The organism is Curtobacterium sp. GD1 (assembly GCF_020882855.1).
In the GTDB taxonomy this organism is placed as follows: domain Bacteria; phylum Actinomycetota; class Actinomycetes; order Actinomycetales; family Microbacteriaceae; genus Curtobacterium.
In genome coordinates, this window is record NZ_JAFEVQ010000015.1 from 22,503 (window position 1) to 37,245 (window position 14,743).

Genomic DNA, 14,743 nt, shown 5'->3' on the forward strand with positions numbered 1-14,743 from the left:
CCGCCACGCGCCGGTCCCCCTCGATGGCCGCCGTGGCCGAGGCCGCCGGGGTCTCGATGCAGACCGTGTCCCGCGTCGCCCGCGGCTTCGACAACGTCTCGCCGGACACCCGCGACCGGGTCCAGCGCGTCATGGACGACCTCGGCTACCGCCCGAACCGCGCTGCCCGGGCCCTCCGCTCCGGGCGCTTCCGGACGATCGGCGTGATCATGTTCACCCTCGCGTCGTACGGCAACATGCGCACGCTCGAGGCGATCGCCGACGCGGCCGGTGTCGCCGACTTCACGATCACGCTGCTGCCGATGGCCTCCCGCACCGAGGAAGGCGTCCGCTCGGCCTTCTCCCGCCTGCACGAACAGGCCGTCGACGGGGTCGTCATCATCATCGAGTCGCACATCATCGACACGGCCGAGGTCGTCCTGCCCGACGGCGTCCCGATGGTCGTCGTCGACTCGACCGGCACCACGCAGCACCCGGCGATCGACACCGACCAGGCCGACGGCGCCCGCCGGGCCACGCAGCACCTGCTCGACCTCGGGCACGACACCGTCTGGCACGTCGCCGGCCCCGAGTCGTCGTACTCGGCCGCCCGACGCCTCGCCGCCTGGCAGGCCACGCTCGAGGCCGCCGGGCGCACCGTCCCGCCGGTGTTCCGCGGCGGCTGGGGCGCCGAGTCCGGGTACCGCGCCGGGCAGGAGATCGCCCGCCGCCCCGAGATCACGGCCGTGTTCGCCGCGAACGACCAGACGGCCCTCGGGGTGCTCCGCGCCGCCCACGAACTCGGGCGGCCCGTGCCGGAGACCCTCAGCGTGGTGGGCTTCGACGACTCCCCCGAGTCCGACTCCTTCTGGCCGCCGCTGACCACCGTGCACCAGTCCTTCGACGAGGTCGGGCGCCGGGCGGTCCGGAACCTCCTCGCCCAGATCGACGGGCAGCCGGTCCGCGCCGAGGCCGACCTCGTGCCGGTCCGCCTGGTGGTCCGGGCGAGCACGGCGCCGCCGCCGGCCTGACGCACCCCGCGGCCACGGCGTCCGTCACACGGTCAGCGCGCGGGGCGTACCGTGCACACGGAGCCGGTCTGCTGTCCCGGCCCCGGGTGTGCGCCACTTCCGTGTGTCCGGAGGACGAGCCACCGCTGCGGTCCTCATCTCCCCACCTCGGCGCGTTCGGATCATGAAGAACATCGTGTACGGCCTGACCGCCGTCCTGACCTCCGACGAGGCCGCGGACGCCGTGCTGGACTACGCCGCAGCACTCGCGCACGCCGGACTGGCGGACACCGTCGCCGTCCCCACCGTCGACGCGTTCGGGAGCACCACGACGACGTCGTTCCTGCTCGCCCCGGCGCTCGGGCTCCTCGTCGAGGACGCCGCCGACGATCCGCTCGGCCCCGACACGGCCGCCTTCGTCGAGGAGATCTCGTGGCGGGCCCGCGCCGTCCGCTGCACGCCGCCGCCGCACGCCTGACGAGCCCGCCGGACGGGAGGCGCGGTGCCGGCCCGCACCGCGCCTCCCGTCCGCCGTCGCGAAAGCGACACGTCACAGCGAACCTCCGGCGCACATCTGTCGCCCTGGCGACACGGACGCGCGCCGCACGCGGCACGCTGTCGGTTCCGCAGCACGGACTGCGCCGCACCGCCGCCGGACGGGAGCCGCGGCGCCAGCCCGCACCGCGCCTCCCGTCCGCCGTCGCGCACCTCACGCGCCCACCGACACCTCACGCGCCAGCCGCCCCGTGGAGTGTCGCCCACCCCGTGAAGTCGCGACCGCCCCGTGAAGTCGCGACCGCCCCGCCCCGGGCCGCGGCCGCACGGCAGAAGGCGCCGGCACCGCGAAGCGGTCCGACGCCCTCTGTGCTCACTCGACGCCCGCCGCAGCGTGCGCCGAGGCGTCTCAGCCGATCGACACGGCGGTCCAGGAGACCGGCGGGAGCTCGATCGTGATGGTGTCACCCTCGCGGCGGACGGACTCGTTCGTGCGGAGCCCGACGCGCTCGGTGTTCGCCAGGTCGTTCACGGCGTGCAGGTCGTCGTCCCAGACGCCCTCGGCACGGACGTCACCGTCGACGGACAGGCCGGCGAGGTCGATCGTGACCGTGGTCGACTCCGACGGGTGCCGGTTCACGAGGAACACCGCGGCGCCGTCGTCCGAGACCGTGGCGGCCGAGTCGACGACCGGGACCTCGCCGTACTTGCCGCCGTCGACCGTGTCACCCGAGGCCTTGACCTGCAGCGACGTGCCGTTGGCGAGCTTCGACGTCAGCGAGAACGGGAAGAACGTCGTCTGGCGCCAGGCCGGACCACCGGGCTCGGTCATGATCGGGCCGATGACGTTGACGAGCTGCGCGAGCGAGGCCGAGGCGACGCGGTCGGCGTGCCGCAGCAGCGAGATGAGCAGGCCACCGACGACGACGGCGTCGGCGACCGTGTAGACGTCCTCGAGCAGGCGCGGGGCGACCGGCCAGTCCTGCAGCTCGAAGGTCTTCTGCTGCTCGTTCCACTTCGAGATGGACCAGACGTTCCACTCGTCGAAGGAGATGTCGATCCGCTTGTCGGACTTCTTCTGCGCCTGGACGTGGTCGGCGGCGGTCGTGACGGTCTTGATGAAGTGGTCCATGTTCACGCCGGAGGCGAGGAAGGAGGCGAGGTCGTCGCCCTCCTCGTAGTAGGCGTGGGCGGAGATGTAGTCGACGTCGTCGTAGGTGTGCTCGAGGACGGTGCGCTCCCACTCACCGAACGTCGGCATCGACGCCCCGGAGGAACCGCAGGCCACGAGCTCGAGGTCGGGCTGGATCTGCCGCATGGCCTTGGCGGTCATGGCGGCGAGCTTGCCGTAGTCCTCGGCGTTCTTGTGACCGAGCTGCCACGGGCCGTCCATCTCGTTGCCGAGGCACCACATCTTGATGGCGAAGGGCTCCTGGCGACCGTTCGACTTGCGGTACTCGCTGAGGGCGGTGCCGGCGTCGATGTTCGCGTACTCGAGGAGCTCGATGGCCTCCTGCGTGCCGCGCGTGCCGAGGTTGACGGCGAGCATGAGCTCCGAGCCGACCTGGTCGAGCCAGTGCTGGAACTCGTGCAGGCCGACCTCGTTCGTCTCGGTCGAGTGCCAGGCGAGGTCGAGTCGGCGGGGGCGCTGCTCGACCGGGCCGACGCCGTCCTCCCACTTGTAGCCGGAGACGAAGTTGCCGCCGGGGTAGCGGATCGCGGACACGTTGAGTTCCTTGACGAGCTCGACGACGTCCTTGCGGAAGCCGTGCTCGTCGGCGGTCTCGTGCGACGGCTCGTGGATGCCGTCGTAGACGTGGCGTCCGAGGTGTTCGACGAACCCGCCGAACAGGCGACGTCGCACCGGCCCCACGGTGAACGCGGCGTCGAGGACGAGGTGTGTGCGGGGCATGGATCTCCTTCGATCGTGGGGCTGCCTGCGCTCGGCGAAAGTGAGCGCTCACGTTCCCGAAACGCTAGCGGCTTTCCGCGCGACACGAAAGGGGGTGGCCACGAACATCACGGATCGGTCGTCACCCGCGCCGAAAGGGTGGCGGCACGCCGGGACGCGCGCTAATGTGAGCGCTCACGGAGCACCGACCCTGCTCCGACTCGGCCCGTCCCGATGGAGTGATGCCATGCCGAACCGAATCCCCGTACCCACCCCGCACCCACGAGGCGGCGCCTTCACACGGCGGAGCCTCCTCGCCGCGGGCGCAGCCGCCGCGACGGTCCTGCCGCTCGCCGCCTGCTCCAGCCCCCTCGCCGCCGGCATCGCCGGTGCACCGCTCAACCCGGAGACGCTCGTCTTCTGGAACCTGTTCGGTGGCGGTGACGGCCTCCGCATGCAGGAGATGGAGGCCGGCTACGCCAAGCAGCACGGCGGCTCGTCCTCGCTGCAGGCGACCACGTTCGCGTGGGGCAACCCGTACTACTCCAAGGTCACACTGGCCACCGTCGGGAACAAGCCGCCGGACGTCGCGATCGCCCACCTCACCCGCGCCAAGCCGCTCTGGGACGGCGACCTGCTCGACCCGATCACGAACGACGACCTGGCGAGCGTCGGCCTGAGTGCCAGCGACTTCAACCAGAAGGCGTGGACGGCGCAGAAGACCGACGGCAAGAACATCTGCATCCCGCTCGACACCCACCCGTTCGTGCTCTTCTACAACGTTGATGTCTGCCAGAAGGCCGGCCTCATCGACAGCGACGGCAACCTCAAGGACCTGACCGGGATCGACGCCTTCGAGAGCGCCCTCGCCGCGGTCGCGAAGGTCACCGGCGGCACGGCCCTCAACGTCGCGAACGTCAGCGAGATCGCGACCCCGTGGCGGTTCTTCTGGACGATGTACAACCAGATCGACGGTGCGACGCCGTTCATCAGCGACGGTGGCGCGAAGCTCACCGTCAACGAAGACGCGTACACGAAGGTCACCGACATGACCCAGAAGTGGGTGAAGAACGGCTGGCTCAACAAGGGCCTCGACTACGCCACCGCGCAGACGCTGATGTTCACCGGCAAGGCGGGCTTCTTCATGCAGGGCGAGTGGGAGATCAGCACGGCGCAGTCCATCAAGGGCCTGAAGTTCGGCATGGCGCCGATCCCGCAGCTCTTCGACAAGCCGGCGACGCAGGCCGACTCGCACACCTTCATCCTCCCGAGGAAGGACCGCACGCCCGAGCAGCGCAAGGCGCACATGCTCTTCATCAAGCAGATGCTCGAGCAGAGCCTCACGTGGGCGCAGGGCGGTCACGTCCCGGCCTACATGCCGACCTACGACAGCACCGCGTACAAGAAGCTCACGCCGCAGTCGAACTACGCCTCGGCCGCCGAGAGCGCCGTGTTCGACGACCCGGCCTGGTACGGCGGATCGGGGTCGACCTTCGAGAACACGGTCGGTGCCCAGCTCGCCCTCGTCCAGCAGGGCAGCAGCTCCCCCGCGCAGGCCATGTCCGCGATCAAGTCCCAGCTGTCCACCTACCTCAACACCCCGAGCCCGCTGTAAGCCCGCGCGAAAGGCACGATGACGTGACCACAGCACCTGTCCTCGACCGGCCCACCGACGCCACCACGGCGCCGCGTGCACGCCGGGCCGGCTCCTTCCGGACCAGCCTCACGCGCGGCCAGGGCCGCACGGGGTGGCTCTTCCTCGCCCCCTTCGGCCTGTTCTACCTGGCCTTCCTGCTCGGCCCCACGGTGTGGATGATCGTGTCGAGCTTCTTCAACACCTCGACGGTCCGCACCGGGCTCGGCAGCTTCGCCGGGTTCGCGAACTACGCCGAGATGCTCGGCCGTGACGACTTCTGGTCGTCGCTCTGGCACACCCTGCAGTTCACGCTCTACACGACACCGCCGCTCGTCATCCTGGCGTTCCTCTTCGCCGTGCTGACGAACCGGATGAACCGCGGCCAGTGGTTCTTCCGACTGGCGTTCTTCCTGCCGTTCATCCTGCCGTCGGCGACGATCTCGCTGATCTGGGTGTTCATCTTCACCCCTGCGACCGGTCTGTTCGCGTCGATCCAGTCGGCGCTCGGGCTGACCCCCGGCGCCGGCGTCCTGGCGAGCCCGAACACCGCGATGATCGGTGTCGCGATCGCCACGGTCTGGTGGACCCTCGGCTTCAACTTCGTGCTCTACCTGGCCGGCCTGCAGGAGATCCCGCGCGAACTGTACGAGGCGGCGGCCGTCGACGGCGCGTCGAACTGGCAGCAGATCAAGTCGATCACGCTCCCGCTGCTCGGCCGCACCACGACGCTGGTCATCCTGCTGCAGATCATCGCCAGCCTGAAGATCTTCGACCAGGTGTACCTGATGACGAACGGCGGACCGGGCATCTCGACCCAGGTCTCGCTGCAGCTCATCACCGGCGTCGGCTTCACCGACAACCGACTCGGCGCAGCATCGGCCGCGTCGGTGCTCCTGTTCATCGTGATCGTCGCGATCGCGATCATCCGGCAGATCGTCGAGCGCGCTGCCGCCAAGCGAGAGATGGGTGCCTGACGTGACCACCACCGAGAGCATCACGACCGACCGCCCGAAGCTCCGCACCGGGGTCTCCGCCGCGGCACCGGCGAACGCCGCGAAGATCGGCGTCTCCGGCAAGGGCTTCAACCTCGTCGCCGGCATCATCCTCGGCGTCTTCGCGGTGATCTGGCTCATCCCGAGCCTGTTCGCCCTGAAGACGTCCCTGTCCGACAACGGCGTCGCGGCCCTCGGCGCCAACTCGATCCTGTCGAACTGGAACCCGACGCTGCACTCCTACGCGGCACTGTTCCAGGCCGGCGACATCTGGAACTGGTACCTGGCGAGCGGCATCACGAGCCTCGTGACGACCGCCCTGACGGTGCTGTTCGCGTCGATGGCGGCGTTCGCGCTGTCCCGGCTCGCCTTCCGCGGGCGGAACGTCGCGTTCCTGCTCATCATCCTGGGCATCATGATCCCGACGCAGGTCCTGATCATCCCGATCTTCCAGGAGCTCAACTCGGTCGGCCTGCTGAACACCTACTGGTCGGTCATCTTCCCGCAGGTGCCCGCCGTGATCGCGGTGTTCATCTTCAAGCAGTTCTTCGACGGCATCCCCCGGGAGCTCGAGGAGGCGGCGCGCATCGACGGCGCCGGCATGTGGAAGATCTACTGGTCGGTGATCCTGCCGCTCTCGCGTCCGGTCATCGCGGCGGTGGCGATCCTGACGTTCGTCGGGGTCTGGAACAACCTGCTGCTGCCGCTGTTCGTGCTGTCGAACCCGGACCTCATGACGATCCCGGTCGGGCTCGCCACGGTCCAGGGCAGCTTCGGTCAACGCTACGCGGACATCCAGGCCGGGGCGATCCTGGCGGCGCTACCGCTGATCATCCTGTACCTGATCTTCCAGCGGCAGATCGTCGAGGGTGTGACGGGTTCCGGCCTCAAGGGCTGACGCGACCACAGGACGGACGGGAGGGACGGTGCCAGCTGGCGCCGTTCCTCCCGTCCCGCATGTGGGGACCCCGGACGCGGGGTGGCCGGCCCGCCGCGTCGTCCGGCATGATCGCGGGGTGCCGAAGACCCACCGGCGGCTGCTCGCCGCCATCGCCGCCACGGGCGTCCTCCTGTCCCTGACGGGGTGCGCGCACCACGACGCGTTCCCGAAGGACTACGGGCAGGCGTGGCTCGACCGCATGACGACCCTCCTCGGCGGCGGCGAGGACGGGCAGGGCGGAGCGGGTGGGCAGCTCCTCGCGGACGACGACGACCACGGACCGGTCACCGGGTCAGCCGCGCTCCAGTACGAGCTCTCGGGCCCGTACGACGTCCTCGCGGTGTGCCGTTCGACGGCGACCGTGCACCTGACGATCCGCGACTTCACCGCGCAGAAGGAGCACGACGGCGAGTCGACGGATCCCCGCACGGTCCTCGACGAGGGCGAAATCGTCTGCGGCGCGACCACCCGCCTGTCCATCACGGTGCCCGCCGACGCCGACGGCATCATGCTCGACGTCAGCACCGCCGATCGGTCGGGGCGGGCGCTGTGGGACGCGGCCATCGTGCCGCGGGGCTGGACGCCCTGACGCGACGGGGTGCGGATCAGGCGGAGACGGACTCGCGGGCCTGGTGCTTCCAGAAGCCGGAGAACGTGATCCGGGACTTCGGCAGCCCGGCACGGTGCAGGTGTCGACGCCCCTCCGTCGCGAGCGTCGACTCGCCCACCACGAAGGCGTACCCGCGGTCGTCGGCCGGGACATGCCGCTGGAGCTCGGCGAGCGCCGCCCGACCCGGGACCGCGTGCGGGGCGACCTCGTCGCGGACGATCCAGGTGACGGAGACACCCGCGGGTGCGTCGAGGGGGCGGACGTCGCCTCTGGACGGGACCTCCTGGATGATGCGGCCGACCGCGTCGCGCGGGAGCGAGGCGGCGATGCCGACGACCCCGGGGAGGCCGGTCTCCTCGGCGGCGACCAGCACCTCGCTCGTGTCGGGCGGGCAGTCGAAGATGCAGCCCTGGTCGAGCATCGCGAGTTCGTCACCGGGGCGGGCGTCGCAGGCCCAGATGGCTGCGCGCCCCTCTGGGGTGCCGTCCGCGTCGGTGTGCACGACGAAGTCGACGTCGAGTTCGGGTGTGCCGTCGGCGAGCCGGCGGAAGGCCGCGACGGTGTAGTTCGCGCAGTGCGGGCGGACGTCCTCGGGGATGGCGAGGTAGGTCGGCCACCACTTCGTGCCGTCGAGGTCGGGCATCCGGAAGGCGTCCTGGTCCGGGCGCTGCACGAACAGGCGGAACCAGTGGTCGAACCCGAGGTACCGGAACTCGTGCAGGTCGTCACCGGTGACCGTGACGCGGTGCATCGACGGGCTGACCCGTTCGGTGCGGACGACCCGCGCGCGGAAGAGCCGGGGGTTCTCGGGCAGGAGCCGCGGGATCTTCGCCATGAGGCAAGGCTAACCTAAGATGATCTCCGTGCCAGCCCCCATCCCCACCCTGGCTCCCGTCCGGGAGGCCCCCGCCACGCGTCCGACCGACGCGCTCGGCGTGCACCGAACCGCCGTCCGACGCCGGGCCCTGGTGATCGTCGCCCTCGTCGTGGTGCTCGCCCTGGTGGCGGTCGCTAGCCTGCTCCTCGGCAGCAACCGGATCGGCGCAGACCGCGTCCTCGACGGGCTCATGCGCACCGGCAGCAGCACGGACGAGGCGATCGTCTGGGGCTCCCGCATCCCTCGCACCCTCATCGGTGCCGCGGTCGGAGCGGCGCTCGGGATCGCGGGCCTGCTCATGCAGGGGCACACCCGGAACCCCCTCGCCGACCCGGGCCTGTTCGGCGTCTCGTCCGGTGCCGGCCTCGCGGTCGTGATCGGCGTCTACGTGTTCGGCATCACGAGCACGGGCGCCACGGTGTGGTTCGCGCTCGTCGGGGCCCTCGTGGCGAGCGTGGTCGTGTTCTCGGTGACGATCGCGGGCAGCGGGACCGCGAGCCCGGTGCCCCTCGCCCTCGCCGGCGCCGCGGTCTCGGCGCTGCTCGGTGCCCTGACGTCGTTCGTGGTGCTCACCGACCAGGACTCGCTCGACGCGTACCGCCTGTGGGTCGTCGGGTCGCTCGCGGCACGGCAGCTCGACGTCCTCGGAGCGGTCTGGCCGTTCCTCGTCGTCGGACTCGTGCTCGCCGTACTGAACGTGCGGGCGCTCGACGCGCTCGGGCTCGGGACGGACCTGGCGAAGGGCCTCGGCGAGAACGTGCTCGTCGCGCGGCTCGTCGGACTCGGCGGCATCACGCTCCTCGCCGCCGGGGCGACCGCCGCCGCGGGCCCGATCGGGTTCGTCGGCCTCACGGTGCCGCACGTCGCCCGGGCACTCGTCGGCACGGGGCACCGCTGGACCCTGCCGGTGTCCGCGCTGGTGGGTGCGGCGCTCGTCGTGCTCGCGGACGTGGTCGGTCGCCTGATCGGGGGCTTCGCCGAGGTGGAGGTCGGCATCGTCCTGGCCGTCATCGGCGGGCCCGTGTTCGTCGCCGTCGCACGTCGCCGATCGCTGGTGTCGCTGTGAGCGCGGCGGAGCAGGCGCGAACGCGCACGGGCACGGGAGCACACCCCCGCGCGCAGGCCGCTGCCGGTCGTCGCGGCGTCGTGGTCGGTCCCGTCGGGCTCGCCTGGCGCCCCCGCGTCTTCTGGTACACGGTCGCAGCGCTCGGTGCCGTCGGCGTCCTGATCGTCCTCGGTGTCGCGATCGGCTCGACCTGGATCGCCCCGGCCACGGTCCTCCGCTCGCTGTTCGGTCTCGAGACGGGGCCGGACGCCTTCATCGTCTCCACCCTGCGCCTCCCCCGCGTCCTCACCGGCGCACTCGTCGGCCTGACCCTCGGTGTCGCCGGCGCCCTCACCCAGACCTTCACGCGGAACCCCCTCGGGACGCCCGACATCATCGGGGTGACCTCCGGCGCGAGCGTCGGAGCGGTGGCCGCGATCGTGCTCGGCGGCGGGTCGTACTCGGTCTCGGCGATCGTCCTCGGCGGGGGCATCCCGGTGGCCGCGACGATCGGTGCGCTCCTCGCGGCCGCGGCGGTGTACGGGTTCGGGTGGCGCGGCGGCGTGCAGAGCTACCGGCTGATCCTCGTCGGCATCGGCGTGAGCGCCACGCTCGACGCCGTCACGAGCTACCTGCTCGTCCGCGCGAAGATCACGGCGGCAGCGGCGGCCTCGCAGTGGCTCGTCGGCAGCCTGTCGAGCACCTCGTGGTCGAGCGTCTGGCCGCTGCTCGTGATCGCCGCGATCGCCGTCCCCCTGGCCCTGGCCACGAGCGCCGCACTCGGCATCGGGCAGCTCGGCGACGAGGTCGCGACCGGGGTGGGCCTGGCCGTGCAGCGACACCGACTCGTCGTGATCGCGCTCGCGGTCGTCCTGACCGCCGCCGCCGTCGCCGCGGCCGGCCCGGTCGGCTTCGTCGCGTTCGTCGTCCCGCAGGTCGGGCTCCGGCTCGCCGGCACGAACCGTCCACCCCTGCTGCTCGCCGGAGCGCTCGGTGCCGCCCTCGTCCTCGCCGCGGACCTGCTCGCCCGGTCGGCGTTCCCGTGGCAGGTGCCGGTCGGCATCATCACGACCGTGATCGGCGCCCCGTACCTGATCTGGCTCCTCATCCGTCACCGCAAGGAGATGTCCCGATGACCCCCACCCCGGACACCACGACCGACGCCACCGTCCCCGTGCTCGAGGCCCGCGGGCTCGCGGTCGGCTACGACCGGCACCCCGTCCTCTCCGACCTCGACCTGCGGATCGAGCGGGGCACCGTCACGACGTTCCTCGGCGCGAACGGCTGCGGGAAGTCCACGCTCCTCAAGGCCTTCGGCCGGGTGCTCAAGCCCCAGGCCGGCGAGGTCCACCTCGACGGGACCCCGATCCGCCGGGAGTCGAACCGAGCGGTCGCGAAGAAGCTCGCGATCCTGCCGCAGTCCCCCGTGGCCCCGGCCGGCACGAGCGTCCTCGACCTGGTGATGCGCGGCCGGAACCCGCACCAGTCGTGGGCGAAGCCGTGGACCGCCGACGACGCCGACGTCGCCGAGCAGGCCATCGCGGCGACCGGTCTGACCGAGGTCGCCCACCGGGACGTCGCGAGCCTGTCGGGCGGGCAGCGGCAGCGCGCGTGGATCGCGCTCGTGGTCGCGCAGCAGGCCGAGACGCTCCTGCTGGACGAACCGACAACCTACCTCGACCTGGCGCACCAGCTCGAGGTCCTCCGGCTCGTCCGGCGCCTCAACCGCGAACAGGGATCGACCGTCGTCATGGTCCTGCACGACCTGACGCTGGCGGCCCGGTACTCGGACCGGCTCGTGGTCCTGCACGAGGGCGGTGTCGCAGCGGACGGCACCCCGGCGGACGTCCTCACGCCGGAGCTGCTGGAACGCGCGTTCGGGTTGCACGCCCGCGTCGTCGCCGACCCGGTGACCGGGGCCCCGATGATCGTCCCCGAGGCCGACGAGCACGACGTGGTCCGCCACGACGAACTGGCGGGCGCGCTCAACTTAGGTTAGCCTCTCCTAACGTGAAGACCTTCCGCCGCGGCTCCTTCCGCGCCGCCCTCGTGACCTCCGTGGCCGTCTCGGCCCTCCTCCTCGCCGGCTGCTCCAGCACGAACAGCTCCGACGACAGCGCCGGCAGCGGCAGCAGCGCCGCGGCCGACGGCGCCTGGTCGTACAAGGACGCAACCGGCACGACCGTCAAGGTCGACCACACCCCGAAGCGCATCGTCGTGCTCAACGACATCGCGATCTCGTTCATCGAGTACGGGCTCAAGCCGGTCGGCACCTTCGGGCAGCTCACCATGGCGAAGGACGCCCGCTTCGACGACCTCGACACCGACGGCATCACGCAGCTCGGCGAGGCCTACGGCGACATCGACCTCGAGCAGCTCGCCGCGCTGAAGCCCGACCTCGTCGTCACCTCGGTCTACCCGACGGACGAGAAGGGCACGCTCGACACCACCCAGCCGGGCTACGGCTTCAAGGACAAGGAACAGCAGAAGCAGGTCCAGGCGATCGCTCCGGTCGCCCAGGTCAAGTGGGGCGGCAAGGGCGAGGACGTCATCAAGACCATCGCCGACCTCGCCGAGTCGCTCGGTGCGAAGGAATCCACGGTCGACGCGGCCGAGGACCGCTTCGAGACCGCAGCGGACGACCTCGAGAAGGCCGCGAAGGAGTCCGACCTCTCGGTCGTCTCGATGTACGCCGACGGCGACGGCGCCTACGTCACCCGCCCGAGCGACGAGCCGACGCTGCAGATGTACACGTCCTTCGGCGTCGACTTCGTGAACCCGAAGCCCAAGGGCTTCTACTGGGGCATCTACTCGTGGGAGAACGCCGGGCAGATCTCCGGGGACGTGATCCTGCTGTCGCAGCAGGGCTACCAGGTCGCCGACCTCGAGAAGCAGCCGACGTTCGCCGACAACGCGGCGCTCGAGGCCGGCCAGGTGCACAGCTGGACCTTCCCGGCGCTCGACTACGCGTCGCAGGCCGGCTACATGCAGCAGCTCGCGGGCTGGCTCGAGGACAGCAAGAAGCTGTCGTAGTCGCCACCGGACGACGGACGGGAGGCGCGGTGCCGGCTGGCACCGCGCCTCCCGTCGTTCGTCCGGTGCAGCTCACCCCACGGACACCGCCGCGTTGACCGCCGTCTGCGCCTGCCGCCACACGGCGGCACGGGTGCTCGCGTACGTCCCCTCGACGTTGTCGAAGTGGCGCAGGTTCGCCTTCCCGCCGTCGGTGTTCCCCTGCCAGTAGGCCGTCACCGCGCGGGTCGTCCCGCCGATGAGCCAGATCTGGTCGGCGTCGTCGGTCGTGCCGGTCTTGCCGAACACCGTCGCACCGTCCGGGGTCTGCCCGCCGTTCGCGGTACCGCCGCGGAACGCGCCCTGCATGACCTCGAACGCGGTGGTCGCGACGGCGGTGGGGACGGCCTGCCGGCACGAGCGCTGCTGGCCGCCGAGCTGCTCGCCGTCCCGTGAGGTCACCTGGTCGATGACGACCGGCGCGCAGTACACGCCGCCGTTCGCGACGCCGGCGTACGCGGCCGCCATGGTGAGCGGCGCGATGCTCGTCGTGCCGAGCACGGCCGCGGGGTTCGCCGGCAGGGCTCCCCCGGTCGCCGGGTGCACGCCGAGCGCCGCCGCGGTGTCGCGGATGTCGCACAGGTCGAGCTGCTCGGCCATCGACGCGTAGGCGGCGTTCACCGACTGCGCCGTCGCCGCGCGGACCGTGAAGCGGCCGGTCTGCCCCGGCGAGTCGTTCTTCGGGTTCCAGTACGAGTCGATCGTCTGCCCGCACTGCGTCCACGAGCTCCGACCGTGCCGGGTGCCGTCGACGACCGCGTCGGGGCTCTTGCCGGCGGCGAGCCACTGCAGGAGCGTGAACATCTTGTAGGTCGAGCCGACCTGGAACCCGGTCGAGTCGCCGTTCGCCTCGTCGGTCGCGTAGTTCAGCGAGGTCGCGCTCGCGGGGGCGTTCGACGAGCGGTCGTAGTCCTTGTTCTGCGCCATCGTCAGGACCCGACCGGTCCCGGCCTCGACCGTGTCCAGCGTGGCGCCGAGTGCGAACCGGGACTCGGTGGCCGGGTCGTAGCGGTCGAGCAGCGCCTTCTGCTGCCCGTTCAGGTCGAGGTCGAGGGTCGTCTGCACGCGGTAGCCGCCCTTCCGCCAGGCGTCGTCGCGGCGGTCCTGCGTCGGGCCGAGCTGCGGCAGTTCCCGAGCGGCCTCGACCGCGTACTGGCAGAAGAACTCCGCGCCGCGGGCGACGGCCTCGCACCCCTGCTGCGGGGGCGTCAGGCGGACGTACTCGGCCGGCTTCGACGCCAGTGCCTCGGTGAGCTCGGCACGGCTCAGGTGCCCCTGGTCGTGCATCGACCGGAGGATGACGTCGCGGCGGGCGACGTTGTCGGCGTAGTGGCTCGGGCGCGACAGGTCCCGCCGCTCCGGCCACTGCACGATCGCGATGAGCGACGCGGCCTCGGCCGGGGACAGGTCGGTGGCGTCCTTGCCGTAGTAGCGCTGCGCGGCGGCCTGCACCCCGTACGTCTGGTCGCCGAAGTACGCGATGTTGAGGTACGCCGACAGGATCTCCTGCTTCGAGTACTCCTTCGCGAGGCCGATCGCCAGCTTCATCTCGGCGAGCTTGCGCTGCGCGGAACGCTTCGTCGCCTCCTTGTACGCGGCGTCCCGCTCCTCGGCCGTCGGGAGCTCGCTCGCCTGCTGGATCTTGATGTTCCGCACCAGCTGCATCGTGATGGTCGACCCGCCGGAGCTGCCCTTGCCGCCCGCGGCGACCACGCTCACGAGGGAGCGGACCATGCTCGTCGCGTCGACGCCGCCGGTCTCGTAGAAGCGCTTGTCCTCGCCGTCGACGGCCGCGTGCTCGAGGGTGTCGCTGATCTGGTCGAGGCTGAGCTCCTGCCGGTTCTGCGCCCAGACGTTCGCCAGGTGCACCGGCTTCCCGCCGCGGTACGCCCAGACCTCGTTGCGCTGCGGCAGCTCATCGATCTCGATGTACTCCGGCATCGAGTCGAAGACCCCGATCGCCGAGGTCGTCCCCACCCCGGCCACCGCCAGCACCGGCGTCACGCCGACCCCGACCAGCAACCCGGCGAGCACACTCCCGCCGACGAAGCCGAGCGCGGCTCCTCCTGCACGTCTGAACGTCATCCCCTGGGCCTCCCCCTCGTGTGGATCACCGCTGCTGCGGTTCCCGGAGCGTCCCAGCCGAGGTCGGACGACAGCCGGGACTTCCCCGGGGAAGTCCGTCACGGCGGCTGG

General features: G+C 71.2%; 13 protein-coding genes. 10 read left to right on the forward strand and 3 right to left on the reverse strand.

What is annotated here, in order from left to right; all coding sequences use genetic code 11:
- Positions 1–23 precede the first annotated feature (23 nt).
- Both JSX79_RS10020 and JSX79_RS10025 read left to right on the forward strand, forming a co-directional pair.
- Complete coding sequence (locus tag JSX79_RS10020) at positions 24–1,010, forward strand: LacI family DNA-binding transcriptional regulator (protein WP_267484295.1); 987 nt, start codon at positions 24–26, stop codon at positions 1,008–1,010.
- A gap of 163 nt (positions 1,011–1,173) precedes the next feature.
- On the forward strand, positions 1,174–1,467 hold the full coding sequence (locus JSX79_RS10025) for a hypothetical protein (protein ID WP_070418183.1): 294 nt from the start codon (positions 1,174–1,176) through the stop codon (positions 1,465–1,467).
- A gap of 426 nt (positions 1,468–1,893) precedes the next feature.
- On the opposite strand, the gene JSX79_RS10030 is transcribed toward JSX79_RS10025, so the two are convergent.
- Positions 1,894–3,396, reverse strand: a complete 1,503-nt coding sequence (locus JSX79_RS10030) for an alpha-N-arabinofuranosidase (RefSeq protein ID WP_070418182.1) — start codon at positions 3,394–3,396, stop codon at positions 1,894–1,896.
- A gap of 226 nt (positions 3,397–3,622) precedes the next feature.
- On the opposite strand from JSX79_RS10030, the gene JSX79_RS10035 reads away from it, so the two are divergent.
- The 4 genes from JSX79_RS10035 (at position 3,623) to JSX79_RS10050 (ending at position 7,532) form a co-directional block, all read left to right on the forward strand.
- Positions 3,623–4,990, forward strand: coding sequence for an extracellular solute-binding protein (locus tag JSX79_RS10035; protein WP_070418181.1), 1,368 nt, complete (start codon positions 3,623–3,625; stop codon positions 4,988–4,990).
- Positions 4,991–5,013: 23 nt separating this feature from the next.
- The gene (locus tag JSX79_RS10040; RefSeq protein ID WP_070418180.1) at positions 5,014–5,985 is read left to right on the forward strand and encodes a carbohydrate ABC transporter permease; all 972 of its coding nucleotides are present in this window, start codon (positions 5,014–5,016) and stop codon (positions 5,983–5,985) included.
- A gap of 1 nt (position 5,986) precedes the next feature.
- A complete protein-coding gene (locus JSX79_RS10045) occupies positions 5,987–6,901 on the forward strand; it encodes a carbohydrate ABC transporter permease (protein WP_083413944.1) in 915 nt (304 codons plus the stop codon).
- A gap of 118 nt (positions 6,902–7,019) precedes the next feature.
- Entirely contained in the window at positions 7,020–7,532 is a 513-nt protein-coding gene (locus JSX79_RS10050) for a hypothetical protein (RefSeq protein WP_229086026.1), read from the forward strand.
- A 16-nt stretch (positions 7,533–7,548) separates the two neighbouring features.
- Here JSX79_RS10050 and JSX79_RS10055 read toward each other — a convergent pair whose 3' ends face one another.
- Positions 7,549–8,388, reverse strand: a complete 840-nt coding sequence (locus JSX79_RS10055; RefSeq protein ID WP_229086027.1) for a siderophore-interacting protein — start codon at positions 8,386–8,388, stop codon at positions 7,549–7,551.
- Positions 8,389–8,416: 28 nt separating this feature from the next.
- Here JSX79_RS10055 and JSX79_RS10060 point away from each other — a divergent pair, with 28 nt between their 5' ends.
- The 4 genes from JSX79_RS10060 to JSX79_RS10075 are packed head-to-tail and all read left to right on the forward strand — an operon-like array spanning position 8,417 to position 12,508.
- Positions 8,417–9,496, forward strand: a complete 1,080-nt coding sequence (locus JSX79_RS10060) for an iron ABC transporter permease (protein WP_229086028.1) — start codon at positions 8,417–8,419, stop codon at positions 9,494–9,496.
- Positions 9,493–10,611, forward strand: coding sequence for an iron chelate uptake ABC transporter family permease subunit (locus JSX79_RS10065; RefSeq protein WP_229086029.1), 1,119 nt, complete (start codon positions 9,493–9,495; stop codon positions 10,609–10,611). The genes JSX79_RS10060 and JSX79_RS10065 overlap by 4 nt, the downstream gene beginning before the upstream one ends.
- The gene (locus JSX79_RS10070; RefSeq protein WP_070418178.1) at positions 10,608–11,474 is read left to right on the forward strand and encodes an ABC transporter ATP-binding protein; all 867 of its coding nucleotides are present in this window, start codon (positions 10,608–10,610) and stop codon (positions 11,472–11,474) included. The genes JSX79_RS10065 and JSX79_RS10070 overlap by 4 nt, the downstream gene beginning before the upstream one ends.
- An 11-nt stretch (positions 11,475–11,485) precedes the next feature.
- Positions 11,486–12,508 carry an ABC transporter substrate-binding protein gene (locus JSX79_RS10075; RefSeq protein WP_071296003.1) on the forward strand — a complete coding sequence of 341 codons (1,023 nt, stop codon included), beginning with the start codon at positions 11,486–11,488 and terminating at the stop codon, positions 12,506–12,508.
- A 72-nt stretch (positions 12,509–12,580) separates the two neighbouring features.
- Here the strand turns inward: JSX79_RS10075 and JSX79_RS10080 are convergent, their stop codons facing one another.
- Entirely contained in the window at positions 12,581–14,632 is a 2,052-nt protein-coding gene (locus JSX79_RS10080) for a transglycosylase domain-containing protein (RefSeq protein ID WP_229086031.1), read from the reverse strand.
- Positions 14,633–14,743: the final 111 nt, after the last annotated feature.

Excerpts from the sequence above, each read along its gene's own strand:
- JSX79_RS10020 (WP_267484295.1), top strand. The coding sequence starts at position 24 with ATGGCCGCCGTGGCCGAGGCCGCCGGGGTCTCGATGCAGACCGTGTCC.
- JSX79_RS10080 (WP_229086031.1), bottom strand. The coding sequence starts at position 14,632 with ATGACGTTCAGACGTGCAGGAGGAGCCGCGCTCGGCTTCGTCGGCGGG.
- JSX79_RS10035 (WP_070418181.1), top strand. The coding sequence starts at position 3,623 with ATGCCGAACCGAATCCCCGTACCCACCCCGCACCCACGAGGCGGCGCC.
- JSX79_RS10025 (WP_070418183.1), top strand. The coding sequence starts at position 1,174 with ATGAAGAACATCGTGTACGGCCTGACCGCCGTCCTGACCTCCGACGAG.
- JSX79_RS10055 (WP_229086027.1), bottom strand. The coding sequence starts at position 8,388 with ATGGCGAAGATCCCGCGGCTCCTGCCCGAGAACCCCCGGCTCTTCCGC.
- JSX79_RS10030 (WP_070418182.1), bottom strand. The coding sequence starts at position 3,396 with ATGCCCCGCACACACCTCGTCCTCGACGCCGCGTTCACCGTGGGGCCG.
- JSX79_RS10070 (WP_070418178.1), top strand. The coding sequence starts at position 10,608 with ATGACCCCCACCCCGGACACCACGACCGACGCCACCGTCCCCGTGCTC.